This window comes from Thermostichus sp. OS-CIW-26 (assembly GCF_054058395.1).
In genome coordinates this window covers 117,258-142,224 of record NZ_JBSSAG010000004.1, presented here as the reverse complement: position 1 = coordinate 142,224, position 24,967 = coordinate 117,258, and the positions used below count along the sequence as shown (strand labels likewise).

Below are 24,967 nucleotides of genomic sequence, written 5' to 3'. Positions count from 1 at the left end.
AAAAGCTGTGTTGCCGGTCACCTTAGGGGGACAAGGTTCTGAGCAGCCAAAACAGGGGCAGTAGAGCCAGTAGGCCGCGATCCAGCCGCCGCAGTTGTAGGCGGTGCCAGCGCAGGGGATGGTCTGGGCCGGTCAGCCCACGGGCCTGCATTGCCATAGCCGTCTGTTCGGCACGCAGGAGCAAGTTTTCAAAAAAGCGCTCCACCAAGGCCAGCAGGGTTTGCATCCCGCCCCGGAAACTCAGGGATCCCCAGCGCACATCCCGAGTTCGCACCGCCCGCGTCAAGTTTTGCACCTCTTCCATCACCAGAGGCAGAAAGCGTAGCGCCAAGGTGAGGGTGAGAATTACTTCGGCAATCGGCCATCTCCAACGCTTGAGAGGCTGCAACCATTGGCCGATCCCCTCGGCAATTTCTTCGGGGGCCGTGGTCAACAGAAACAAATGGGTAGCGTAGAGCAACGTAAAAATGAGGGTGCCCAGCCGCAGCGCCACCGATAGAGAACGGCGGGAGACCTGAAAGGTTCGTCCCAATAGGGAAAACTGAACCAGGCGGTAGCGATAAGGAGTTTGCCAGGCACGGGTTTGCGCCCGCCAGGCACGGTCTGGGGATCCCTGTTCTACGGCCAAGTCGAAGTGCCCTGCACCGCTAACGGGAACAGCGGGGATCCCGGTCAGCCCATAGCCCACCACCTGCATATCCTGCCGTTGCGGCTGCGGGAAAACCCCCAACCCATCGGGGGCCAAGCTGGTGATTCCAAAGGTGAGCAGGCTCAGGGCCAGCACCAGGGAGAGTTGGCCTGACCAAACCCGGCGCGGCAGACGGGCCGCCACAGTTAGCAGCAGAAGAGCCACCACCACAGCCAAGCGCCAACCATTGCCGGCCAGAATGGGGCTGAGGAGAAAGCTAAGCAGCCAGGCCAGCTTGACTCGCGGATCCAGGCAATGTAGCCAGGTGCGAGGCTCTTCCAGATAAATCCCCAGCGGGGCATTGCGCAGAATATCCACAACAGTTGAGAAGGAAGCAGACTATACCCCTTAAAAGGGCGGGACCGAGAACTCCGTCCCCGTAGCGCGGTCGCAGCAGCGTTGCGGAGCAATAACAGCTGGCAGCAAGGGAGCATGACTCTAGTCAATAATAAGCTCAACTATACTGAAAATAATGTATAATATGTTCAGTACGGATTACTACCAGTTGATCTTTCTGTTTACTTTCGAGTCTGCCAACATGGTAGCCAAAGCAAAGCAGAAAATTGGTAGTAAGACGACACGGAAACTGCGCTTTGGGTATTCTACTCAAAGCTTTGCGGGATACCGCCATTCTGTTTGGACTCCGTCCCGCTAACGCGAATGGAAACAAACAGGATGCTATCGCTGCATAGTTGAACAGTGATGTTCAGCAGTGTTCAGCGTAAATGTATCAGAGCTAGAGCCGTTCCACCAGACGGGTGGAGCCCGACTGGGCGGCGACCCATCCCCCGGGCGCGCCATCTCGCTCAATGCGCAGCCAGACGGGCACCTGTCCCTCCCCAGCCTGCACCTCCACCACCCGCAGCAGGGCTTGGCGTGGGGCTGTCCCGACAATGGCTCCCGTCAGGCTGGGTTGCTGGCGAATGTTGAGGCCATCGTTGGAGACCACCCGCACCTGTTGTACTCCTTGCCACTCCGCCAGAGGGCCGGTTAGCTCAGGCGGGGGAGCGGGTTCTGTCTGGCCGGGATTGTCGTTCGCGGAGGCGTCGCGTAGCGATATGTCAACCGGCGGCTGCTCAATTTGCACCTGGGGTTGCTCCAGCGGTGGTGCCGGCGGCGGCGTGAAGAGGCCCCGCAGCATTTGCCAGATGACCAGCAGGGAGAGAATGCCCACACCGACCACCCCGGCCACTCGCGTCAGCGGTGCGAAGCCCACGGCGGGAAGGGCAGGACGCTTACGGGATCCCAAGCGGCTGCGGCGGTAACGCTCCACATCCTGCAAACCGATCGCGCCAGCGGACCTTAGGCCCTGGACTCCGTCCCCCTGAGGGGAACGGTCTTGGGCGCGTTCGCGACAGGGGTGCGGAGCACTAGAACTCTCATCCGCAAGAGCAGAGACGCCCGCCTTGGGGGTGCTGCGGTAAGAGGGCAAATCCGAGAGGCGCGGGGGTTCTGGCACCCCCTGTTGCCAAGGGGCGGGTGGGCGATACAATTCCTGGGTTGGCTCAGGACCCACCACGGCAGGCAAATGAGGTGGGGGATGGGGGGCTTGTTCGCGACAGCGGTGCGGAGCACTGGGAGAGAGCATCCCTGCCGGCGGGTCTTCGCGGCTGGGCATTTCGTCCAGGTAAGCTTGTACTTGGGGGTTGTCGAAGTAGGCTTGCAACGTCACTTGGGCGGCTTCCAGACCGCGGAACTCCGGGAACACCTCCTCCTGAAACCATTTTTCTGTGAAGCGGCACAGACCCGGCAGATGGTCGGGAGAACCGGCGGAGTGTTCTTCGATAAACTGCAAGGCCTCTACTTCTTGGGTGGAGCGCAGATGGGCGAGCGCGTCTTCGGTCTGCCCCAGCAACAGACTACAGATGGCCTGCTCTAGATGCACATCCTGCCGCTGCGCCAGACGAGCCAGGTAGCCGCGAGCACGCCGCACCAGAGCCGGGCGGTTTTCCAGATAACCTGCCGCCAGCAACACCTGCACGGCCAAGTAGGCGGCCACCATCGAGGGACGCTCAGCCTCCCGCTCGAACAACTCCTGCTGTTCTTTGAGGGTGAGGTGGCGACGTACCCGTTGGATAAAGCGCAGGAAATCTTCGGTGCTGAGGCCAGAGCCATCTTGCCCCATCCCCTCGATGCCGCCCCGTTCGTCCAGCATGGCTTTGAGGAGAGCCAGTCCCTGCTGCCGCTCCCCGTTCCCATCAGCGGTGTGTCTTCCAGCTTGGGCGGGAGCACTTTGGCTGAGGAGTTGCAAAATGCGATAGGGACGCAGCTTGCCCAAATCGATACGGATCTCCGCTTGCATCTGCGGAAAGGCCTGATACTCCTCCAGCTCCGCCAAGCCCGCCTGTAGGGAACGCGCCGCCTCTTCGTAGGATCCCTGTTGCCAGGCTTCTCGACCCAGTTCCAGACGAGCGATGGCCCGCGCCAAAATGGCATCGGAACGAGCAGGGTGGCCCTGCTCCAACAGGTGTTGAGCCAAGTCCAACGCAGCCTGGTACTCTCCGGCTTCGCAATACAAGCACAGCACTCCCGGTAGGTGCGCCTCCTCCACCGTCAAGGTGGGATCCGTTGGCATGAGGTGTTCGTCGTAGTTTCGTCGTGCCTCAGGGTTCAGCAGCACAGAAGCCGCCTCTTGGATCATCTGGGCGCGAGCTTCCACAGCCTGTGGCGAGAACCCCGACAGCCAGGAGCGCTCGCCCGGCTTGAGATCGATCCGCTCCCGGTATGCCTGCTCAATCTGATGCTCATCTGCCCGTGCCGACAGCATCAAAACCCGATAATAGTCGAGGGGCACCCGCACCGTCATGGTTTTTGTCCGCGCTCTCCTGTTCGTGCCAGCGGGACGGAGTCCTTGGACAACTTACCCGCATCGACTTAACTGTAGTCCTTTTCGTGGGTAAAAGGGATCCCCCCTCGGGAATCGCTGCTCCGCCCCTACCAGTTCCAGCTACCCGGCTCTCCTTTGAAAGGGCCTACGACCTTTGAGGTGATCCAACCGCCGTAGAAATCTCCGGGTTGAGGCCGGACTCGTTCTCCACCTACCCGGCACTCCTGCACACGGCCTGGATAAAAGGCAAGGTAGTCGCGGATGGGCAAAAACGCCGGGCTGGGATCCGGATAGCTCCAGGCGGCATCTACGGCTGTTTGGGATCCGACCTGAACTGTCCAGTAGCAGGCAGCCCCTTTGAACTCACAGAAAGAGGTGCGAGAGCTGGGGCGGAGATACTGCAGTCGAACGTCGGTGGGGGGAATGTAGTAGGTGGGCGGGTGGCTGGTTTCCAGGACGCGGTAGCAACGGCGGCTTTGGGCAATGAGCTCGCCATTGAAGAGAACTTCCACCAGTTCTGTGGTGGGCTCCAGACGAGGTGGGCGCGGATAGTCCCAGACAGATTCTTGTCCTGGATGGGGAGAAATCGGTTGGGGAGACATGGGTCAATATCTTCAATATCTAAAGCAGACGGGTGGCCTCTACCAGTTTGGCGTACTGGATCAGCAGCAAAGACTGTTGCTCCGGCAGCGGCTGAATAACCCCCTGCTGCTGCAGACGGCTCAGTACCGCCAGGGCTGTCTCCCGGCTAACTTGGCTGATATCGGCCAAATCCTGGGGGGGAGGGTAGACAATGCGCATCCCCTGGGCGGTCTTCTCGCCAAAAGCTTCCGCCAGTTGCACCAGCGTATGCACCACTCGCAGCGGGGGGCTCTGCTGGTCAAGATCCGCCTGCAAGTTGGCCAGGCGCAGGCGACGGGAGAGGCTGCAGGCCAGCTGGTAACACAGTTGCGGCTCCCGCAACATCAGCGCTTTGAAGGTTGCCGCCGGGATCCCGGCCACCCGCAGCGGGGTTAGGGCCAGCACATCTCGCGAGCGGGGAGCTTCGTCCAGTACCGCCATTTCCCCCACCCAAGCGCCCGGCCCCAGCAAGGCAAGGGTTTTGGTGCTGTCTTGCGCCCGCAAAGCCCGCCGCACCTTAGCCCAGCCGGCGAGGATCAGATAAACTACGCTGCCCCAGGCATCTTGCATGAAGAGGGCCTGTCCCGCCGGGATATCCCGCAGCTTGACCTGGGATCCCAACCATTGCAAGGACGTTGCCGAAAGTTCGGCCAACATGGGCACCGCCTTGAGCTCGGAGAGGACGGCAACAGGAGCATCGGAAGTCATGCCGGGTCGGGGTTTTACCATACCGCAAGCCCACTGTAGCCCAGTTATCAACTCAAGAGCTATCCTGCAATCCACCACCCCGCCATGTGCGCCAAGATCTAGTGAGGAGGTGGTCTTGCTGTGGAGTCTTGCCGGTATGGCCCTCAGAGCCTCTGGAGCTACCCTGCGGTTGAGGGTGGGGGGAACCCAAACTCTGCCATTTCGTCTGGGCAACAGAGGTTCTGTCTGGGAGGGGAGCCCTCCGCTGTTGCTGTTGTTACAACCTATGGATGCCTATGGATGCTGCCCTCAGCGACATCAGTGGCCAGCGCTGGTCGGTCTTGGTGAAGAACGTGCCTGTGCGGCCCGAAAAGCTCGCTGATGCGGATCTGGTGCTGCTCTGTCAGCAGGGATCCCAGCCCCATCGGGAGGCTTTTGCCGAGTTGATGCGTCGCCATCAGGCCCATGTGGACAAGGTGCTCTATCATCTTGCCCCGGACTGGCAGGACCGGCATGACTTGGCCCAGGAAGTTTGGATCCGGGCCTACCGCAACCTGAAACGCCTACAGGAGCCGGCAAAATTTCGCAGCTGGCTGGGGCGGATCGCCACCAACCTGTTTTACGACGAGCTGCGCAAGCGCAAACGACAGCAGCAGCCCCTTTCTCTGGATGCGCCGATTCAGATGCGGGATAGCGAGATGGAATGGGAGCTGCCCAGCGAGAGCCCCAGTCCCCATGAGCACCTCGCCACCTGCGAGTTCTACGAGCGATTGCACCAAGCCGTCCGCGACTTGCCGCAGGCCTTTCGCCAGACAATCCTGCTGCGGGAAATTCAGGGAATGGCTTATGAGGAAATTGCCGAGATCACAGGGGTGTCTTTGGGCACTGTTAAGTCTCGCATTGCGCGCGCCCGCGCCCGCCTACAATCCACCCTAAAACCCTACCTTAATGGTGAATGACCATGGTTCGCGGCAACCCCAACCCCGACCCCAGGGATCCCCAGCAAGAGCTGCCGGTGGTGGATGAGCGCTTTGAACAGTTGAGCGCCTACTTGGATGGGGAATTGTCGTCTCAAGAGGCGCGGCAGGTGGAAGATTGGCTGGCCAGCGATCCTCAGGCGCGGCAACTGTACAGCCAACTGGCAGCTCTGCAGGCCGGTTTGGCCAATCTCAAGGCCCCCACCTTGGATCCCATCCAGACGGAGCTGTTGATCAGCCGTGTGTTCGCTGAGCTGGATCGGCGGCCAATGCTCGACCTGGGCTGGCGGCAACGTAAGGGCACCCCTTGGGGACGGGTGGCAGCGGCTGTAGTGGCCTTGGCAGGGGCGGGCTGGGTGGGATGGCGTTGGTCTCATCCCCAGCCTTTGGTATCGCTGGAAGATCCGCCGGTGCGTGTGGCCATCGTGCCTGCCTCTGCTCGTGTTGCCCAACGCTATCTTTTCGAGCCGGGGCAAAAGCAAGATGCCTACTCGATTTTGTTTGAGACAATCCCCAACCGTGGATCTCGCCCCGCCAACGCGACCAGGGCCGAGGTGGGCTGGGAATGACCTAAGCAGGCTTGAGAAAGACTGAGGAGCGCAGGGTGGAAAAAGCAGTTCGCTGGGCTTGTGGGCTAGGAGTCTGCCTTTGGCTATGCAGTCTGGGATCCCTGTCGGCCCAGGCAGATCCCAGCAGTAGCCATCTGGCAACGCCGTCCGCGCCGGCGGGACAGAGTCCGAAGGAGTTGCGCCCCTCTCCCAGTGGACAGGAGCCTGCCCCCCAGCCCACAAACCTGCCTTCACCCGGATCCCGTCTCACCCCTGCCCCCGATCAAAACCAATGGACCCCTCCCAAGACGGAGCTATCGCCCTTTCCGGATTTCCCCCTCCTCAAGGAGTTGGATCCGTCCCCGCCAAGCTTGGCCGACCTGGGCATCCATTGGGATCGCTTGGCCCTGCTGCCGGATCCCGAGCTGGCAGAGGAAATGGATGTGGAGTTCAGCCGCCGTCTAGCCCGCCTAAACCGGCAAATTGCCAACCAACAAGAGCGCCTCTACCGCCTTTTGCAAACCTGGGACTCCGACGAGGCCGATATCCGCCAAATTCAGGCCCAACTGAGCCAGTTGCGGACAGAACGGGATCGCCTAGCTCTGGAACACCTGTTGATGCTGCGGCAGTTGCAAGAGAACTTCGCCCTACCTCTACCCGACCGCTCGGCTGCCAGCTCTCCCTGAGGAGTCCTTGGGTTCGGGTTATGATTGAGCAAGGGCAGACGCAACCCCCAACGGAGCTGAGCGATGGCCAAAGTGCCCAGCAACCCAGACATTGAGCAATTAGCTGCTGCCATTGGTAAAGAAGTTTACATCGATGTGGCCCGCTGGCATCTTTACCTGCGCGATGCCCACCTGCATACCCTTTTGGCGGAGCGACTGGCACCCCAGGTGATGGCAGGCAAGGTGGATGAGGACGCCGTCACAGAGATCTTGCAAGGGATCCCGGTGAAAGTGGGGGGTGGGCGCAAAGAATTGCCCCTGGCCGATCTCCTGCCGATGCAAAGCCTGCTTAACCTGCTGGACGTGCTGGAGGAGTTCAGCCGCAAATGGGCCCAATAGAGACCAATAGAGAAAGGTAGAGCGGTGCATCATCAGTCTAAACCTATGCGGCCCGGCCTCTGGCTCAAGCTCGGCAGCCTTATTCCGCTGCTCTGGCTGTTGTCGGCCTGTCAGGGAACCGAGTGGGGAGAACAGCTAGAGCGCGCTGTACGCCCAGTGGGCCCGCCCACAGCCCAATCCGAGCCGCTGGCACCTCCCTCGCCTCAACCTTCGCCGGGATCCATCCCGCCCTCTATCTCGATCCCCACTGCTCCCACCCCTTCCTCACCCCTGCCCAGCCCGGACAGCAGCCGCTTTACAGACTTGGAGCCCGGATCTCTGGTGGCCCGTTCGGTGGGATACCTAGATCGGTTGGGAGTTTTTGCCGATATCTCCAGCAGCGAATTTCAGCCGCAGCGCAGCGTTCGTCGCGGAGAATTTGCCCGTTGGCTGGTGTTGGCCAACAACGCCATCCACGCCGATGAGCCCAGCCGGCAAATCCGCCTGGGATCCCCCTCGGAACGCCCCCTCTTTTTGGATGTGCCGGAAGAGGATCCCAACTTTCGCTACATTCAAGCCCTGGGAGCTGCCGGCATAATTGCCGGAGATGCCAATCGAGAGTTTCGCCCCAACAGCCTGCTGTCGCGGGCAGAGTTGATCCGCATGAAGGTGCCTCTGGACTTACCTCCCGGCCAGATCAAGGGATCCCGAGCGGAGCTGGAGGAGCGCTGGGGGTTCACCGATGCGGCGCAAATTCCTCCTGAAGCCATTCCTGCTCTGGTAGCGGATCGCAGTCTGGAGAATGCCTCCACCGTGCTGCGCACCTTTGGCCCCATCCGCACCTTCAACCCCTTCGAGCCGGTTAGCCGCGGGGAAGCCGCCATCGCCCTGTCGGCTTTTGGGGAACGAACGGCCCAAGACGCCATACCCCAGCCGCCAGCCTTGCCAGACCCAACCCCTGAGCCTCAGCCTTCTCCCCCTGCCGCAGAACCGGAGCAGACGGCTTCTCCCAAGCCGGATCCCAACCCTGCCTCTCCCTCGAATGCTGCTGATGAGCCCCCTGGGCAGACCCGACCCAACCCCCCGGAAGTCGCCCCAGGAGAGGGTAGGATCGTCACGCCGGGTAAGCCCTAACCCTGAGGTGAGAGGGATCCCATCGGCGTATACTGTCCAGGTTTTATCAGCAGATGGAACACCTCAGAGCTCCAGCAGGGATCCCTGCTACAGTCATTGCAAGGGGCAACCCAACGGCTCGTTCCATCGCTCCCCAGCTCCTTTTCCTTTCGAGAAAGCGGCTAGCAGTGAGGGCTGTGCAGCGCAGAGCACTTCCGTCGCCACTCCCTGGGCAGCATTGGCTCTTGACAGTCCCCTGAGCGCCCCTCTGCCGGGGAGAGCCCTTGCCACCTAATAAAATGAGAGAAGCCAACCTTGGAAAACCCGCAGGGATCCCAACTGTGTCCGCCATTGTTCCTGAAATCCGTTCTGCCGATCTGCTGCGCTACACCGTGATTGGGTCGCGGCGGCCCAGCGTGTACTTTTGGGCGGTGGCGCTGACGGGGGGAGGGCTGGGCTTTACCTTGGCCGGCCTTTCCAGCTATCTCCACCGCAATTTGCTCCCCTTTTCCGATCCCGCCAGCCTGGTGTTTATTCCCCAGGGCATTGCCATGCTCTTTTACGGGGTGCTCGGATCCCTGGCGGGGCTATACCAGTGGCTGAGTTTGTATTGGAACTTGGGAGGCGGCTACAACGAGTTCGACCGGCGCACGCAAAAGATAACGCTGGTGCGCCAGGGCTTTCCGGGCAAAAACCGTGAAGTCCGCCTGGAGTATGACTTTGCCGATGTGCAAAGCTTACGGGTGGAGCTGAGAGAGGGGCTTAACCCCCGCCGAGCCATCTACTTGCGGGTGAAAGGACGTGGCGACATCCCCCTCACCGGCGTTGGGCAGCCGCCTTCTTTGGCCGAGATTGAAAACCAAGCCGCCGAGATTGCCCGCTTTCTCAACGTCAGCTTAGAGGGCATTTGATTCCCTGCGGTGCCATTGCTTTGACCCCGCCCTGCTGGTCGCTTGAGCGAGACGGAATCCCATCCTTGGGCAACAGTGAAACCATTGAGGGGGATCCAGAACTGTGGAGTCGAATAGAGAGTTGTCGAGATTGTTTTCAATGTAGCGGGATCTCTTCGAGGAATGATCTACCCTTGATGCCAGCGCAGTTGTTGCCTGGGAGAAGCCTGTGATGGCCAACCTGAACCCCTTCATTCCCCTACAGGCCAAGAAGCTGGGGTCTATTCTGTTTCGCCTCTGGCTAACTCTTCTGCTCTCATTGGGCTTGGCCTTGCTCACGCTGCTGCTGACCTCCCATTCCGCCCATGCTGCTCGCGGGCCCCTGTATCGCTTGGGTCGTCCAGAAGGGGCGGTCTCGATTGTGGCTTGGGCAGGCTACATCGAACGGGGGGAAACGGATCCCGCCTATGACTGGGTGACCGAGTTTGAGAAAGAAACCGGCTGCCAAGTCAGCGTTAAGGTGGCAGCCACCTCCGATGAGATGGTGGCCCTGATGAATGAGGGCGGCTTTGATCTGGTGACGGCCTCCGGCGATGCCACCCTGCGACTGATCAAGGGGGAACGGGTGCAGCAGATTAACCCCCGCCTGATCCCCAGTTGGGAGACCATCGACCCGCGCCTGCAGGATGCTCCCTGGCATACTGTGGATGGCAAGCATTACGGCGTGCCCTATCAATGGGGATCCAACCCTATCAATGGGGATCCAACGTGTTGATGTACAACACAAAGGTTTTCCCGGAACCCCCCACCAGTTGGGATGTGGTGTTTGAAGAAAAAATCCTGCTAGACGGCAAATCCAACAAGGGCCGCATCCAAGCCTACGATGGCCCCATCTACATTGCCGATGCCGCCCTCTACCTGAAGGCCCACCGCCCAGAATTGGGCATCACGGATCCCTATGAGCTAACCCGTGAACAGTTTGATGCCGCCCTAGATCTGTTGCGACAGCAGCGGCAACTGATTGGACGCTACTGGCACGATGCGGCGGTGCAGGTGGATGATTTTGTCAACGAAGGAGTGGTGGCCTCCGGCTCTTGGCCCTTCCAGGTGAACCTGTTGCAGTACGAGGAACAGCCCATCGCCAGCGTGGTACCGGAAGAGGGAGCCACCGGCTGGTCTGATACCACCATGCTCAGCGCTACCGCCAAACACCCCAACTGTGCCTACCTGTGGATGGAACATTCCTTGAACCCGAAGGTGCAAGGGGATCTGGCGGCTTGGTTTGGGTCGGTGCCGGTGGTGCCAGCCGCTTGTCAGGCCAGTGAGCTGCTGGGGCCGGAAGGTTGCCAAACCAATGGCATCGACAATTTTGAGCGCATCTCCTTCTGGAAGACGCCGGTGGCCGATTGTGGGGATGGCCGGATGGATTGTGTGCCCTACTACGAATGGGTGACCAACTACATCGCTGTGATTGGCGGGCGCTAATGGAGCAACCTTAACGAGATCCTAGACTCTTCTTAAAAATTTATTAACTGTAATATGACATAAATACAAATGAATGAACCATCTCAATGAATTTGAGATGGTTTTTGCTTTTCAGGCAAGACTTCTAGGGCCTAGAGGAGGAATTTTTACCTCTTCTGGGTTCGTCAGATGCTCTTGTTGATTGCCATAGTTGGGAGCTTTTATTCATGATGACACTATCTTCTTTTGGAACTCGGATCCCGTTGGGAAAGCTGGTGATGGGAGCTGGATTGGCGGGAGCTGTCACCTTGGGGTTGGGCAGCAGCCTTTCTCAGGCTCGTCTAGACTGTCCCCGCCCTCCTCAAATGGATGCCCGCTACTGTGATCGGGTGGGGGATCTGGTTGCCGATTTGCCGGAGGATCCCTCGGAGTGGGTAGATCCGGAAGTGCTGTTGGTGTCTTATACCTCCTCAGAAGAGCCAGCTGTCTATGCCAATACCTGGGCTGAATTCACCGCTCACTTAGAGGAAGTCACCGGTAGACGGGTGCAATTTGTCCCTGCCGATTCTCAGGCTGCTCAGTACGAGGCAATGCGCGCTGGACGTCTACACATTATGGGTACCTGCACAGGCTGTACTCCTGTAGCCGTGAATGTTGCCGGCTTTGTGCCCTTTGCCATTTTCCAACAAGAAGATGGATCCATCGGCTACGAGATGGAAGTGATCACTCATGTGAATAGCGATATTCAAGCCCTCGATGATATTGCCGGTCGTCGTGTAGCTTTTACCCATCCTTCCTCCAACTCCGGTTATATCAGTGCTCGCATTTTGATCAAACAAGAGACAGGCTTGGATGATGAGGCAGGAGACTACATCGCCGAGTTTTCTGGCAGCCACCAAAACTCCATTTTGGGTGTGTTCAACGAAGACTACGATGCCGCCCCCATTGCCAACGATGTGCTTAATCGCATGTGCCTCAACGAGCAAGTGGATTGTAGCCAGTTCCGCAGCCTCTACAAATCGGAGACCTTCCCCAGCGGCTCTTTCGGCCATGCCCACAATCTCCACCCTGAGCTGGCAGAAAGGATCCGAGAAGCCTTCTTTACTTTTGAGTTTGAGGGCACAGCCATGCGACAAGCTTTTGACCGGGTAGCTTTTGCACCGATTACTTATCAAGAAAACTGGGAGATCATCCGTCGCATTCAGGAAGAAGAGGGCGTGGAATATACGCTTTAGGCAGTCCTCAGGGATCCCCTGCCCAGAGAGGATCCCTGATTTACATAGTTCTGAATCTAGAGCTGAATCTAGAGAAATCGCACTGGCTGGTTCCGTCCATACCCCATCTCGACGAGTATGTGATAACCCACTCTTAACTTCCTATTAAACCTGTCTTAACTCTACAGGGGTCAAACAGCGCTACTATATTATTAAGTTTCGTTAGGCGACGTGAGTTTTGCAGATCTTCTTTGGGTTCTGTAGCTTATGAATTCACATCAAGTCTCTTGATTAGCTGGATCTTCTCGCCCACTTTTGTGTTTTTTAGCTGATAACGGTTTGCTTCATCTTGCATTCGGGGGTTTTTGCAATGTTGGCGTTTTGCTCTGTGGCTCGTCTGTTATCCAAAAGCCTTGCCCTGGCTGGTTTGGTTGCTGTGCTAGTGGGTTATCAATCTGCTCAAGCTCAATCTTGCCCTCGTCCGGCAGGCATGGATGAGCGCTATTGTGATGCCGATGGGGATCTGGTGGCGGATACTCCGACGGATCCCGCTCAAATTGTCAATCCTGACACTTTGCTCATCTCCTACACTTCTTCCGAGGATCCCGCCGTTTATTCAGAAACCTGGCAGGAATTTACCGACTACCTCAAGCAAGTGACCGGTAAAGATGTGCAATTTGTGCCAGTTGATTCCGAGGCCGCCCAAACCGAGGCAATGCGGGCCGGACGTTTACACATCATGGGCACCTGCACCGGCTGTACCCCCCGCGCTGTGAACCAAGCAGGCTTTGTGCCTTTCGCCGTTTTTGCCAAGGAAGATGGTAGCTTTGGCTACGAAATGGAAGTGATCACTCGCATCGATAGTGGCTTGGAAAAACTAGAAGACATCAAAGGCCGCCGCATTGCTTTCACCCAGCCCTCCTCCAATTCCGGCTACATCAGCGCCCGTATTTTGATCGAGGCGGAAACTGGCTTTAAGGACGGTGTGGACTACGAAGCCACTTTCTCTGGGGGGCACGAAAACTCCATTTTGGGTGTGTTCAACGGAGACTACGATGCGGCCCCCATTGCCAACGATGTGCTCAACCGCATGTGCATCGCCGGACAAGTGCAGTGCGATCAGTTTCGTACCCTCTACAAATCGGCTACTTTCCCCAGCGGCCCATTTGGCTATGCTCACAATTTGGATCCACAGCTGCAGGAGAAAATCCGCGAGGCCTTCTATACCTTTGACTTTGCAGGCACTAAGTTGGCAAAAGCCTTTGACCGAGCTTCCTTTGCTCCCATCACCTACAAGAAAGATTGGGAAGTGATCCGGCTGATTCAAGAAAATGCCCCTCCCCAATAGGTGGGCTGAACAGAATCGGGATCCCTTGTTCAGGGCAAGCCATAGGGGATCCCTTCTGATTTCAAAATTCTCTCAAGATTGCAAACATCTGGTTCTAGAAGGCCCGCAATTGCAAATGTCCACTTCAAGTAGGTTATCAAGATGCTACGTATCGACTCCCTCAGCAAACGTTACCCCACAGGCGATATGGCCCTGAAAGGGGTGACCTTAGAAGTTCCCGATGGGCAGGTGATGGCCTTGATTGGTCCTTCGGGTGCTGGGAAAAGTACGCTGCTCCGTTGCATCAACCGCTTGGTGGAGCCGACCAGTGGCAGCATTTGGCTCAATGGAATCGACCTCACTCGCTTGAACACCCGGGAGTTGCGGCAAGCACGACGCAAAATCGGCATGATCTTTCAGGAATATGCCCTCGTGGAGCGCCTGACCGTGATGGAAAATGTTCTTGCGGGTCAGTTGGGCTACGTCAATTTTTGGCAAAGCTGGTTCCGCAAGTTTCCCCAAGCCACCATCGACGAAGCCTTCCGCTTACTCGATCGAGTGGGATTGTCGGACTTTCCTGATAAGCGGGCAGATGCTTTGTCTGGGGGGCAACGGCAACGGGTGGGAATCGCCCGGGCTCTCCTGCAAAACCCAGAGCTGCTATTGGTGGATGAACCGACCGCCAGTTTGGACCCGAAAACCTCCCGCCAAATTATGCGCCTGATCAACGAGCTGGCTTCAGAGCGGGGCCTATCGGTGATCATCAGCATTCACGATGTGCCTCTAGCGCAAATGTTTGCCCAGCGGATCGTCGGTTTGCGGTTTGGGGAAGTGGTGTATGATGGCCCCCCCAATTGCCTCACCCCCAGCGTCTTAAACGAAATCTACGGCGAAGAAGATTGGAATGCTTCTGGCCCGCTTCTGGCCCAGCCCAAGACTCCGAAGAAAACGAAGCCGTCTCGGCTGGAGTAGCCACCCACTAAGGGATCCCTTGCAGAAGTCAGTAGAAGTCAATAGAAGTCAGTAGTGCGGAGCACACCCATGGCACAGGCAACGACACTGAGCGGGCGCCAATGGTCGCCACCACCTTTGATTAAAAATCCTTGGGTTCGCTGGGGACTGATTCTTGGGGCGGTCATTTACCTGATCTTTGCGCTTTCTACTCTCAATTTCGATCCAGCCCGGGTAGCCCGCGGTATGCAGCGTAGTGGCCGTCTCTTGTTGGCCTTTTTGCATCCCGATTTCACCACCCGCGGCAACTTGATTTTCACCGGGATGCTGGAAAGTGTGACCATGGCCGCCATTTCCACCGTGGCAGGATTTATTGTCGCGGTTCCGGTGGGGTTTGGGGCCGCACGCAACTTGGTGCCAATGCCGGTCTACCTGGTTTGTCGTGGCCTGATTGCCCTGTCGCGCACCTTCCAAGAGGTGATCATCGCCATTTTGTTTGTGGTCATGTTTGGCTTTGGGCCTTTTGCTGGAGTGCTCACCCTCATCTTTGGGAGTTTGGGTTTTTTCAGCAAGCTTTTGGCAGAAGACATCGAAGAAATTGATGCAGTACAGGTGGAGGCGATTCGCTCCACGGGGGCTTCTTGGCTCCAAATGGTCAGCTACGCGGTGGTGCCGCAGGTGTTGCCCCGCATGATCGGCTTGACTCTGTATCGTTTCGACATCAACATTCGGGAGGCGGCCATTCTGGGGATTGTCGGTGCCGGTGGGATTGGCTCTACCCTGAACACCTCCTTACGTCGCTACGACTATGACACGGCCTCTGCCATCATCCTTGTGATTATCGCTCTGGTGATGGTGGTGGAATTGAGTTCTGGTTGGATTCGCAAGAGGGTGCAATAATGCCTGTTCTGGAAAGCAGTGGGATCAAGACCTGGCAGTGGCGCAATCAAAAGCAAACTTTGCTTGAGTATGCCTTCTGGTTGGCTCTGCTGTTACTGATGTTTGCCTGCGCTAAGTTCATTGCAGACCGTACCACCTGGGGCTTTGTGCTGGATGCACCGCGCCAGGGAAGAGAAATGCTCTCGCGGGGGGTACCGCCCCGTTGGGACTACATGTCACAGCTTTGGCGCCCCCTTTGGGATACCTTCAACATTGCCACATTGGGTACGGCCCTTTCCTTTGTGATTTCGGTGCCGGTGGCCTTTTTGGCAGCCCGCAACACCACTCCCAATTTGCTGGTGCGCTACATCGCCCTGTTCATCATCGTCGGCACCCGTTCGGTTAACTCCCTGATTTGGGCTTTGATCCTGGTGGTTGTTCTTGGGCCAGGGGTCTTGTCCGGAACCTTAGCCATTGCCCTACGCTCTATCGGATTTATGGGCAAGCTGATCTATGAAGGCATCGAAGAGATTAACGAAGAGCCAGTAGAAGCGATCCGTTCCACGGGGGCTAGCGGTGCCCAGGTACTGAGCTATGCCATTTGGCCGCAGGTGATCACCAACATCCTCGGGGTAACAGTTTACCGTTGGGATATCAATTTGCGAGAGTCTACGGTGGTTGGATTGGTCGGTGCCGGTGGAATTGGCCTACAGCTAGATGCTTCCATCAACACCCTGCGCTGGAATCAGGTGAGCATGATCCTGCTTGTGATCTTCGTTTCTGTGCTCATCAGCGAGTGGATCTCCGCCAAGGCCCGGCAAGCTCTGATTTAGCCCAGGGATCCGGATAGGCTACGGTGAAGGGCAGTTTGCAACAGCACAACTGTATGACTCATGACGGAAGAACTGTTTCGGGCGGAGGCCTATCTCACCACCTGCCAGGCTCGGGTAATTGCCCTTGTGGATAACGGGATCCAGTTGGATCGGACGGTATTCTATCCCACTGGCGGTGGACAACCCGGCGATACGGGATCCCTGATTACATCGGACGGTCGTGTCATCCCGATTGTCGATACCCAAAAGGGGGAAACGGGCATCCTCCAAATCCCGGCAGAGGGATCCCCACCCCTCAGTCTGGGGGAGTCAGTCAGCGCCAGCATCGACTGGGAACGTCGCTATCGGCACATGCGCATGCATACGGCTCTACACCTGCTCTGTGCAGTGGTAGAAGGTGGCGTTACGGGGGGTCAGGTGGGTGAAAGCAAAAGCCGATTGGACTTTAACATCCCTGGAGAAAAACCCGACAAAGAAACCCTGACGGGTGCGTCTCAATGCTTTGGTACAAGGTAACCACGCCGTGAACCCCCGCTGGGTTAGCGATGAAGAACTAAAAGCCAATCCCAGCCTGGTGCGCACCATGTCGGTCAAGCCCCCCACCGGACAGGGGCAAGTGCGCTTGCTGGAAATTGAGAATGTGGACTTGCAACCCTGCGGCGGCACTCATGTACGGGCGACAGGAGAAATTGGCAAGTTGGTGGTGAGCAAGATCGAAAGCAAAGGCAAGCAAAACCGACGCATTGTGGTCAGCTTGGTGGATCCCTGAAAAACTACAGACTACCCTTGGCTGGGCTGAGTCAATGAACCCAAAGATCCATCGACTGCCACCTGAAGACTCGCCGACTCTGGAATGGGCGCTTGTGCTGTCGGGAACCCTAAGAACGGGCTTTGCTCCACCGCCTGGATGGACAAGGTAAACAAGGGGTTGGAGAGAATCCCGGCAAAGATGGTGGCCACCAGAGTCAACACCATACCGACCCGCAGAGCAGGCATACCTTCTGCCTGCCAGTTGGTCTCGGGGTAATTTTGCACCGAAACCGACATCTCTTGCGGCTCTTTCACCACAATCGTTTTCACCACCCGCACGTAGTAGTAAATGGAGATAACACTGGTGACCAACCCCACCAACACCAGGGTATAGGCCCCCGCCTGCCAACCGGCCCAGAACAGATACAGCTTGCCGAAGAAGCCCGCCAGAGGCGGCAACCCACCCAAGGAGAGCAAACAAATGCTCAAGCACAGGGTGAGGAAGGGATCCTTCTGGTAAAGGCCGCTGTACTCGTTGATTTCGTCGGTGCCGGTCTTCAGGCTGAACAGGGTGATGCACAAAAAGGCCCCCAAGTTCATGGCCAAATAGACCATCAAGTAGAAGATCAAGCTGGCATAGCCGGCCTCAGTGCCCGCCACCAAGCCGATCAAAACAAAGCCCGCCTGTCCAATGGAAGAATAGGCCAGCAGCCGTTTGAGGCGGGTTTGGGCAATGGCCACCACATTCCCCAGCACCATGGTCAAAATGGCCAGCACCGAGAGCACCGCCCGCCACTCTTCCGTCATGGCCGGAAACACGGTGGCCAGAAAGCGCACCGCCAAGGCAAAGCCTGCTGCTTTGGATCCCACTGACAAAAAGGCCACCACCGGCGTTGGGGATCCCTCGTAGACATCAGGAGTCCACTGGTGAAAGGGCACTGCCGCCAACTTAAACCCGATACCACCAATGCAGAGGACCAAAGCGATGATCCCTGCCAAGCCGGCATCCCCCATAGAGGAGGCAATGGCTTCCAGCTTCGTTTGCCCACCCGAAAGGCCGTAGAGCAGCGACATGCCGTAGAGAAAAATGGCTGTGCTGCTGGCCCCGATCAAGAGATATTTCAGGGCTGCCTCGGAAGAACGCGGATCCCGCTTGGTGTAGCCGGCCATCAGGTAGCTGGCGATGCCCAGCGTTTCTAAAGATACAAACACTAGGATCAAGTCCGTCGCCCCGGAGAGGAACATGCCCCCCAAGGTGGCCGTGAGCAGCAACACATAAAACTCGCCTGTGGGGGCTCCCGACTGGGCGATGTAGCGTTCTGCCATCATCACCGTCAGCACCGCCGTCCCCACCACCAGGCCACGGAAGAGAATGCTGATGGGATCCGCCGCAAAGCTGCCCAAGAAGCTCTCCAACTGGGGCTGCTGCCACTGCAACACCAAGGTCACCAAAGCCCCAATCAAGCCAAAGATGGAGAGGGCCGGAAGACTTTTGCGCGCCGCCGAACCACCGACCAAATCCACCACCAAGACGAGCAAGAGGGTGAGGGTAACCACCACTTCCGGCCAAATGGCACCGGCATACAGGTTTCCGGTTGGGGCAAAGACATCCATAGGAGAAGACTATGAAGAGAGATTAAGGGGATCCACAGCCAGCATACCGCGATTTCCGGTCTCTCTTTCCGCTTCAGGCATCTCTTCTCCCAATCGTCTCCATCAGCGCTCTCAATCTACATGCTCAGTAGAGCTTGGCGCTGGAGGTGAGCACCAACTTCAGGCGGGCGTGGATCAGATCCAAGTCCGCCAGCCCCAGGTCGATCTCCCCATCGATGACGATGCCGGTGTGGATCAGGCGATCCAAGAGTTCCAGCACGGATCCCTCGCGGTGGGGTTGTCCAGGGTAGTAGTCCCCCTGGCGGGGCAGGAGGGTGCCCAGATCTCCGAGATCCAGGTTTAAATCCGCCGGGTCAATCTCCAACAGGCTGCAGATTTGTCGAATTTGCTCCCGCAAGGCTTGTAGGCTGCTGCCGGCCCGCTCAATCTGCTCTGCAGAAAGGCGCTCGGCCTCCATTTGCCGCACCACCTGCGCCTCCATCAACTGCCGCAACAGCTCCACCAAGGTCAGCACCAGAGAGGCCAAACCGGCTTCCGGGCGTTTCCGGCCAGGGGTGGGCCGAGCCTGGCTCAAGTCTTCCGAGCTGGCGGGACTGATCGAAAAGCGCGGCGGGGGAGAAGGGGCAATCCAACGGTCAAAGGGCTGGCAAAGCTGTTCCAGGCTGAGCAAATGGAGACGGGGATCCCGAGCGGCCTCTTCCCTTTCCTCTGGTAGGTTGTAGCCCCAGTCGGCCAAAAACAAGAGAACCTGCTCCAGCTCCGGCACCCTCTGCACCTGGCGCAGCGTTTGCAGGCGATCCTCCACAAACCACAGCTCCTCAGCCGGCAGTTGGGCGGCAGCCAGTAGCCGCTGTAAAGTGGTGGCCTTGGGGGCGCGCACTTCCTTGCCCAGAATGCGGTGGCGCGGCAGTTGGATCCCTGCTCGGCCCAAGAGCTGCTGGATGAACCGTCCCTCTTTGGTGCTGAGGATGGCCAAGCGCGGCTCCCCTGCAGCCTGAACCTGGCGTAGCCAAGCCGCCACCCCCGGATAAAACCGGTGCAGCCCCAGCCACCCCTGCAGATCCTCTGCAATCCAACGATCCCGCACCCGATCCAACGCTTGGATTAGAGAGAGGGCAGGGATCCCTGACTGCTGCAACAACCGCTGCCGCCAGCTGGGCCAGTCTTGGCGCAAGTCTTCCTCCCGGATCCCTTGCTGCAGCCCCCACAACAACAAAGGCATCTCCCAGCCGGTCTCGATCAGCGGGCGCAGACGGTCGAAGGCAGGACGCAGCGGCTCTAGCTGAGCAGGAGCCAGGCCCCACACCTGAGCACAAACGCGGCAGGAGGAAGCAAAATACTCCGCCCGCCCATCGCAGAGCACACCATCAAAATCCAGAACCAGAATGCGGGGGGACATTCGCCGGGGCCTAGCGAACTCCATACCTGAGTCCCCCTGGGGGCAAGTTGCAAAAATGGGGCCAGAGGCCAAGTTAATTTAACCAAACTGTTCCACCCGATTGGCCCAACCTAATTGGATTCCAAGATGCGAACCGACTTGATCTCCACCGGTTTCAGGGGGCGATCCTGGGGGCCGGTGGGAGCCGTTGCAATTTTATCCAAGACATCCTCTCCCTCGATCAATTGCCCAAAGATCGTGTAGTTGGGCGGCAGCGGATAGTCGGCGTGCATGATAAAAAACTGGCTGCCGTTGGTGTTGGGGCCAGCATTGGCCATAGCCAAAGTGCCGCGGCTGTAGGGACGTTGCACCGGCTCATCGGGAAAGCGGTAGCCCGGCCCACCCCGCCCTGTACCCGTGGGATCCCCACCTTGGATCATGAAGCCCCGAATCACGCGGTGAAAGATGACACCATCGTAGAAGTGGTCGTTGGCCAAAAAGACGAAATTGTTGACGGCGAGGGGAGCTTCTTGCGGGAACAGCTCCAGAACCATTGTGCCGGCGGTGGTCTCCATCGTGGCCGTGTAGGACTTGGCCGGGTCGATCACCATCGGCGGGGGACTGTTGTAGGTTTTCACGGGTTTGCCCAAGTGTTGTGCCAGGAGCAAATCGCGAGAAGAATGCGGGCGGGCCAAGACAGGGAGAGCACTCAGCCCCACCCAAAGCACCACCATCAGCACAGCTAACTTCACCAGGCTGGCCAACTTAGATCGCACACGCACGTTTCTTGCAGGAAAGCTCCATCCCCATCGTACCAGGATTCTGTCCTAGCCTAATTTTCCCCGGACTTGGATGGAGGCTTGGCTCGCCGCACCAGCCAATAACTCACCGAGAGGGCCAACGTTGCTGCCCCCAAGCCAATGAGCTCCAACCCCCCCAGCTTCTCGAAATCAAAAATGATGATCTTGCGGGCCACCGCAATCAAAGAGGTGACGATCACCAGCTCCACCTGCACCACCTGCTTTTGCAAGTAGGCGGTAATGTTCTCCAGAATTTCCAGCGCAATCAGAATATTTAAAAAGAGGCCGAAGATCTCTATTAAAGTGGTGGAGAAAAACCCAGTTGGCTCGGTCAGCAAATCTGCCACCAAGAACCGGGCCAAGTCCACCACTGCTACTGTGATTAGCCCGATCATCAAAATTGACAGTAGCTTCGAGATCAGGCTTTCCAGGCGGGTGATGGCCCGCAAAAAGGGATCCTCCTCTTCTGTCTCGTGGGGATTGTGCAACAGCCACTTGAGAAACCGCATCGCCAACCCCGACAGATCCAAACCCTTATGTCCTGATCCTGAGACAACATTATCCGTCCCAACCGTCTTGCCGGGAAGCAGGCAGGGATCCCTTGGGGCGATGATTGCGACACCGCTCAGAACAGTATTTCACCTCCGACCAACAGTCGGCCCACTTTTTGCGCCAGGTGAAGGGTCGCTGACAGGTGAGACAAATCTTGCTGGGCAAATCCGATTTCTTCCGTTGGCGTGGCATGGTGCACTGCAAAACAAGGTCAACTCTGTAGTCAGTTTAACAATCCTACCGGATGCTGACCGTTACCATCACGGAAGTGTTTAGTCTGCGCCCCACCTTAGCAAAAGCTGAAGTCTGAACCTAGAGAAATCGAGTAGCCTCTTGAAATCCGGCGAGATCTCTGCCCTGTGTCTGCAGGGAGCTGGGTTTGCTGAAGGGTCAACCGGTTCTGTCCTGTATCCAAGCAAAGTTTCCAACATCCGCTTGTGGATGTGAGTTTGTATGAAGTCTCAACCGAATGGGATGGATGTAGCTGTTCAGAATTGTCCCCCCCCACCGAAACGGGTTGAGGTACGGCTCAGCAAACCCGGCAACCGAGCGACCCAAGCCTCGCTTTCGGAAGACTCAGCGGGCGTATTTTTGCGGGAAATGGCTCGCTACCCACTCCTCAGTGCCGACCAGGAAGTGAAATTGGGACGGCTGATTGCAGAGGGGGGAGCCGCCGGGGAACGGGCGAAACGGGAATTGGTTAGGGCCAACCTGCGCCTGGTGGTCTCGATTGCCAAAAAGTACTTAAATCGCGGTGTGCCGTTTCTGGATCTGATTCAAGAAGGCACCATTGGCCTGATCCGAGCCGCAGAAAAATTTGAGTACGAACGCGGCTACAAGTTTTCCACCTACGCCTACTGGTGGATTCGCCAAGGGATCACCCGCGCCGTTGCCAATCAGGGGCGCCTGGTGCGGATCCCGGTGCATATGGTAGAAAAGCTCAACCAGGTGAAGCGGATCCGGCGGGAGCTGACCGAGACCCTAAACCGTCGCCCCACCCAAGCAGAGATTGCCAAAGCTCTGGAGATTTCCCCCGACAAGCTGGACGCTCTCTTAACCCTCTTGGAAGCCGGTCGCCAAACTCTTTCGCTGCATACTCCGGTCGGCAAAGAGGAAGATACGGAGCTGATGCAGCTTATCGAGGACGCCAACAGCCTCACTCCCGAATCGCAAATGGACTTGCACCTGCTGTCTGCCCAACTGGAAGAAATGCTGGAGCAGCTCAGCCCCCGAGAGCAAGAAATCCTCAAGCTCCGCTATGGGCTGAAAGATGGCCACCTGCACACTCTCTCCGAAATTGGTCAGCTCTTCGGCCTGTCTCGAGAGCGCGTCCGACAAATTCAAGCACGAGCCATGCGCAAACTGCGCCATCCACGCCGACAGGAAATTTTGGCAGATTGGATGACCTCGTTTTAGGCAGTAGGCCACGGCTGCTCCACAGGCGAAACCCAGGATTCCGCAGCAGTTTATGTTCAGCAAAGCTCTGCAGAACCAGGACCAGAGGCGTGCCCCCACTTTTGGACAAGGGATCTGTCAACTAGCCCATCTTCTGCAACTGCAGGGGGTGAGGCTGAGGGCGGCTGCGCAGGGCAGCTTCGATCAACCCCAAAAAGAGGGGGTGGGGGCGGTTGGGGCGGGAGCGAAACTCCGGATGGAACTGGGTGGCGATGAAAAAGGGGTGGCTGGGCAGCTCGATAATCTCCACCAAGCGGTTATCCGGCGAGACTCCGCTGATGATATAACCAGAGTCCAGAAAAAGGCTGCGGTAGGCATTGTTAAACTCATAGCGATGGCGGTGCCGCTCGTAGATGATGGCCTCACCGTAGAGCTTGGCCGCTAGGGTATTGGGCATGATACGACAGGGATAGAGGCCCAGCCGCAGGGTTCCCCCCAGATCCTCTACATCTTTCTGCTCCGGCAGCAGGCTGATGACAGGGTGGGGGGTATCGGGATCAAACTCATAGCTATTGGCCCGCTCCAGTTGGGCAATGTGACATCCCCAGTCGATCACCGCGCATTGCATGCCCAGACACAGGCCCAGAAAGGGAATGCCCCGCTCCCTCACGTAGCAAATACTGGCCACTTTGCCCTCGATGCCGCGATTGCCAAACCCCCCTGGCACCACCACTCCATCCACGCCGGAAAGCAATGCCTCTGGTCCCCGCTCTTCGATCTCCTCAGAAGAGATCCAGCGCAGCGTGACGCCGGCATTGAGGGCCAACCCGGCATGGCGCAGGGCCTCGGCCACCGAAAGATAGGCATCCGTAAGGCGCACGTATTTGCCGACAATGGCAATCTCCACCTGCTCTTGGGGGTGGTGCAGCCGCTGCACCAGGAGCTCCCACTCCCGTAGATCTGGCTGCTGCGGATCCAAGTTGAGGATCTCCAAAACCCGCTGCGCCAACCCCTCCTGCTCGAGCACCAAAGGCACATCGTAGATACTGGGGGCATCCTGAGCCTGAATCACACATTCCACCGGCACATCGCAAAACTCGGAGATCTTCTCCTTGATCCCGCGGGGCAATGGCTGTTCGCAGCGGCACACCAACACGTCCGGCTGGATGCCAATGGAGCGCAGCTCCTTCACCGAGTGCTGGGTGGGCTTGGTTTTCATCTCCCCTGCCGCTTTGATCAGGGGCACCAGGGTGACATGCACATAGGCGACATTGGCGCGGCCCACATCCTTGCGAAATTGGCGAATGGCCTCCAAAAAGGGCAGAGACTCGATATCCCCCACCGTGCCCCCCACCTCCACCAGCACCACATCGGGGTTGGTCTCGCGGGCCACTCGCCGGATCCGCTCTTTGATCTCTTGGGTGACGTGGGGGATCACCTGCACCGTGCTGCCCTGGTAATCGCCGCGCCGCTCTTTGTGGATCACGGCCTGGTAGATGGAGCCGGTGGTGACGTTGTTGAGCTTAGACATGTTGGTGTCGGTGAAGCGCTCGTAGTGGCCCAAGTCCAGGTCGGTCTCGGCGCCGTCGTCGGTGACGAACACTTCTCCATGCTGGTAGGGACTCATGGTGCCGGGATCCACATTGATATAGGGATCCAGCTTCAAAATCGACACCGTGTAGTTGCGGGATTTGAGGAGGCGACCCAAGCTGGCCGCTACAATGCCTTTGCCGATGCTGGAGACCACTCCACCGGTGACGAAGACAAACTTGGTCATGGCCTGGATCCCTTCCCTTTTGCCTTTTGATTATGCCAGGGATCCCTCAGCGCAGAGAGCGGATGGGGCCGTTGTAGAGGATGGTGGTTTGAAAGGTGCGCCTGTCCACCCGCACCTGGGTTTCAATGCTGGGCTGGACAAAGCCGGGCTCTCCCCCCCGGAAGGTGAAGATCCAAGCATCTTCAAACTCTTCAAACGGCGAGTCGATGGCTGCCCCGTGCATGGAAGCTTCGGCGCGATAGCGCTGTAGGCCCCCATTGGCGATCTCGGCAGCTTGACGGGCCAGGTTTTTGGCGCGGTTGAGATCCCGGAAGTAGCGGCTGATCTCCTCAAAACTCCCCCTGGGCAGCGGTCGCTGGGGAGCAGGGGTTGCCGGCACAGGCCGGGGATCCGGCACAATGGGCAGGGTGGGAATATCGGGACTGGGGGGCAAGGGTTCGACGGGGATGGGAGTTCCAGAGGGGAAAAGAGGGGTGATCACCTGCGCTTGGGCAGCCCTTCCAGCCAGAAGGGATCCCCACAGGAGAGCCATACCGACGGAGCTGACAGTAGAGACAAGAAAAGTGGGCTTCATGGAGCCATTCCTCGCAAAAGTTCTGGGTTGAGAGACGCTGCAGCTCTTGAAGGGGATCCTATCGA

At 58.0% G+C, this 24,967-nt stretch carries 25 protein-coding genes and 1 pseudogene; 15 read left to right on the top strand and 11 right to left on the bottom strand.

Going from position 1 to position 24,967, the window contains the following annotated elements; all coding sequences use genetic code 11:
- Window positions 1-22 precede the first annotated feature (22 nt).
- From ACVW0C_RS03490 to ACVW0C_RS03475, 4 genes are all read right to left on the bottom strand, one after another.
- Window positions 23-1,006 carry an energy-coupling factor transporter transmembrane component T family protein gene (locus tag ACVW0C_RS03490; protein WP_457384357.1) on the bottom strand — a complete coding sequence of 328 codons (984 nt, stop codon included), beginning with the start codon at window positions 1,004-1,006 and terminating at the stop codon, window positions 23-25.
- A 418-nt stretch (window positions 1,007-1,424) separates the two neighbouring features.
- A complete protein-coding gene (locus ACVW0C_RS03485; RefSeq protein ID WP_457384356.1) occupies window positions 1,425-3,494 on the bottom strand; it encodes an SH3 domain-containing protein in 2,070 nt (689 codons plus the stop codon).
- A 128-nt stretch (window positions 3,495-3,622) separates the two neighbouring features.
- A complete protein-coding gene (locus ACVW0C_RS03480; protein WP_011433071.1) occupies window positions 3,623-4,117 on the bottom strand; it encodes a DUF427 domain-containing protein in 495 nt (164 codons plus the stop codon).
- Window positions 4,118-4,136: 19 nt separating this feature from the next.
- Entirely contained in the window at window positions 4,137-4,865 is a 729-nt protein-coding gene (locus ACVW0C_RS03475) for a Crp/Fnr family transcriptional regulator (RefSeq protein ID WP_457384355.1), read from the bottom strand.
- A gap of 254 nt (window positions 4,866-5,119) precedes the next feature.
- Here ACVW0C_RS03475 and ACVW0C_RS03470 point away from each other — a divergent pair, with 254 nt between their 5' ends.
- The 14 genes and pseudogenes from ACVW0C_RS03470 to ACVW0C_RS03405 all read left to right on the top strand — a co-directional run bounded on the left by ACVW0C_RS03470 (window position 5,120) and on the right by ACVW0C_RS03405 (window position 16,831).
- Complete coding sequence (locus tag ACVW0C_RS03470) at window positions 5,120-5,782, top strand: sigma-70 family RNA polymerase sigma factor (protein WP_457384354.1); 663 nt, start codon at window positions 5,120-5,122, stop codon at window positions 5,780-5,782.
- 2 nt (window positions 5,783-5,784) lie between these two features.
- Complete coding sequence (locus tag ACVW0C_RS03465; RefSeq protein WP_457384353.1) at window positions 5,785-6,369, top strand: anti-sigma factor family protein; 585 nt, start codon at window positions 5,785-5,787, stop codon at window positions 6,367-6,369.
- A gap of 35 nt (window positions 6,370-6,404) precedes the next feature.
- Window positions 6,405-7,034 carry a hypothetical protein gene (locus tag ACVW0C_RS03460; RefSeq protein ID WP_457384352.1) on the top strand — a complete coding sequence of 210 codons (630 nt, stop codon included), beginning with the start codon at window positions 6,405-6,407 and terminating at the stop codon, window positions 7,032-7,034.
- 63 nt (window positions 7,035-7,097) lie between these two features.
- Window positions 7,098-7,412 carry a DUF3181 family protein gene (locus ACVW0C_RS03455; RefSeq protein WP_011433076.1) on the top strand — a complete coding sequence of 105 codons (315 nt, stop codon included), beginning with the start codon at window positions 7,098-7,100 and terminating at the stop codon, window positions 7,410-7,412.
- A gap of 45 nt (window positions 7,413-7,457) precedes the next feature.
- On the top strand, window positions 7,458-8,525 hold the full coding sequence (locus ACVW0C_RS03450; protein ID WP_457384351.1) for an S-layer homology domain-containing protein: 1,068 nt from the start codon (window positions 7,458-7,460) through the stop codon (window positions 8,523-8,525).
- Window positions 8,526-8,845: 320 nt separating this feature from the next.
- Window positions 8,846-9,415 (top strand): photosystem I assembly protein Ycf4, encoded by a 570-nt coding sequence (locus tag ACVW0C_RS03445; RefSeq protein WP_414357899.1) that lies wholly within the window; start codon window positions 8,846-8,848, stop codon window positions 9,413-9,415.
- A gap of 211 nt (window positions 9,416-9,626) precedes the next feature.
- Window positions 9,627-10,879: pseudogene (locus ACVW0C_RS03440) on the top strand (ABC transporter substrate-binding protein).
- 257 nt (window positions 10,880-11,136) lie between these two features.
- Window positions 11,137-12,093 carry a phosphate/phosphite/phosphonate ABC transporter substrate-binding protein gene (gene phnD / locus ACVW0C_RS03435; protein ID WP_049749639.1) on the top strand — a complete coding sequence of 319 codons (957 nt, stop codon included), beginning with the start codon at window positions 11,137-11,139 and terminating at the stop codon, window positions 12,091-12,093.
- 349 nt (window positions 12,094-12,442) lie between these two features.
- A complete protein-coding gene (gene phnD, locus ACVW0C_RS03430; RefSeq protein WP_011433081.1) occupies window positions 12,443-13,420 on the top strand; it encodes a phosphate/phosphite/phosphonate ABC transporter substrate-binding protein in 978 nt (325 codons plus the stop codon).
- A 141-nt stretch (window positions 13,421-13,561) separates the two neighbouring features.
- A complete protein-coding gene (phnC, locus tag ACVW0C_RS03425; RefSeq protein ID WP_457384350.1) occupies window positions 13,562-14,371 on the top strand; it encodes a phosphonate ABC transporter ATP-binding protein in 810 nt (269 codons plus the stop codon).
- Window positions 14,372-14,440: 69 nt separating this feature from the next.
- On the top strand, window positions 14,441-15,250 hold the full coding sequence (gene phnE, locus ACVW0C_RS03420) for a phosphonate ABC transporter, permease protein PhnE (RefSeq protein WP_457384349.1): 810 nt from the start codon (window positions 14,441-14,443) through the stop codon (window positions 15,248-15,250).
- Window positions 15,250-16,062 (top strand): phosphonate ABC transporter, permease protein PhnE, encoded by an 813-nt coding sequence (phnE, locus tag ACVW0C_RS03415; RefSeq protein ID WP_457384348.1) that lies wholly within the window; start codon window positions 15,250-15,252, stop codon window positions 16,060-16,062. Before phnE (ACVW0C_RS03420) ends, phnE (ACVW0C_RS03415) begins: the two co-directional genes overlap by 1 nt.
- Window positions 16,063-16,122: 60 nt before the next feature.
- The gene (locus ACVW0C_RS03410) at window positions 16,123-16,578 is read left to right on the top strand and encodes an alanyl-tRNA editing protein (protein ID WP_457384347.1); all 456 of its coding nucleotides are present in this window, start codon (window positions 16,123-16,125) and stop codon (window positions 16,576-16,578) included.
- A 7-nt stretch (window positions 16,579-16,585) separates the two neighbouring features.
- Window positions 16,586-16,831: an alanyl-tRNA editing protein gene (locus tag ACVW0C_RS03405; protein ID WP_202943694.1), complete on the top strand. Its 246-nt coding sequence runs from the start codon at window positions 16,586-16,588 to the stop codon at window positions 16,829-16,831.
- Between the two features lie 11 nt (window positions 16,832-16,842).
- Here ACVW0C_RS03405 and ACVW0C_RS03400 read toward each other — a convergent pair whose 3' ends face one another.
- The 5 genes from ACVW0C_RS03400 to ACVW0C_RS03380 all read right to left on the bottom strand — a co-directional run bounded on the left by ACVW0C_RS03400 (window position 16,843) and on the right by ACVW0C_RS03380 (window position 21,348).
- Complete coding sequence (locus ACVW0C_RS03400; protein WP_457384346.1) at window positions 16,843-18,426, bottom strand: NAD(P)H-quinone oxidoreductase subunit N; 1,584 nt, start codon at window positions 18,424-18,426, stop codon at window positions 16,843-16,845.
- A 124-nt stretch (window positions 18,427-18,550) separates the two neighbouring features.
- The gene (gene gvpJ / locus ACVW0C_RS03395) at window positions 18,551-19,825 is read right to left on the bottom strand and encodes a gas vesicle protein GvpJ (RefSeq protein ID WP_457384345.1); all 1,275 of its coding nucleotides are present in this window, start codon (window positions 19,823-19,825) and stop codon (window positions 18,551-18,553) included.
- 110 nt (window positions 19,826-19,935) lie between these two features.
- Window positions 19,936-20,415, bottom strand: a complete 480-nt coding sequence (locus tag ACVW0C_RS03390; RefSeq protein WP_414356714.1) for a peptidylprolyl isomerase — start codon at window positions 20,413-20,415, stop codon at window positions 19,936-19,938.
- A gap of 221 nt (window positions 20,416-20,636) precedes the next feature.
- Window positions 20,637-21,113, bottom strand: a complete 477-nt coding sequence (locus tag ACVW0C_RS03385; RefSeq protein WP_457384368.1) for a phosphate-starvation-inducible PsiE family protein — start codon at window positions 21,111-21,113, stop codon at window positions 20,637-20,639.
- Between the two features lie 49 nt (window positions 21,114-21,162).
- A complete protein-coding gene (locus ACVW0C_RS03380) occupies window positions 21,163-21,348 on the bottom strand; it encodes a DUF2256 domain-containing protein (protein ID WP_041437321.1) in 186 nt (61 codons plus the stop codon).
- A 261-nt stretch (window positions 21,349-21,609) separates the two neighbouring features.
- Here ACVW0C_RS03380 and ACVW0C_RS03375 point away from each other — a divergent pair, with 261 nt between their 5' ends.
- Window positions 21,610-22,572: a sigma-70 family RNA polymerase sigma factor gene (locus ACVW0C_RS03375; protein ID WP_457384344.1), complete on the top strand. Its 963-nt coding sequence runs from the start codon at window positions 21,610-21,612 to the stop codon at window positions 22,570-22,572.
- Window positions 22,573-22,693: 121 nt separating this feature from the next.
- Here the strand turns inward: ACVW0C_RS03375 and ACVW0C_RS03370 are convergent, their stop codons facing one another.
- The gene (locus ACVW0C_RS03370) at window positions 22,694-24,328 is read right to left on the bottom strand and encodes a CTP synthase (RefSeq protein WP_457384343.1); all 1,635 of its coding nucleotides are present in this window, start codon (window positions 24,326-24,328) and stop codon (window positions 22,694-22,696) included.
- Window positions 24,329-24,374: 46 nt separating this feature from the next.
- The gene (locus ACVW0C_RS03365) at window positions 24,375-24,902 is read right to left on the bottom strand and encodes a hypothetical protein (RefSeq protein WP_414329187.1); all 528 of its coding nucleotides are present in this window, start codon (window positions 24,900-24,902) and stop codon (window positions 24,375-24,377) included.
- Between the last annotated feature and the right edge of the window lie 65 nt (window positions 24,903-24,967).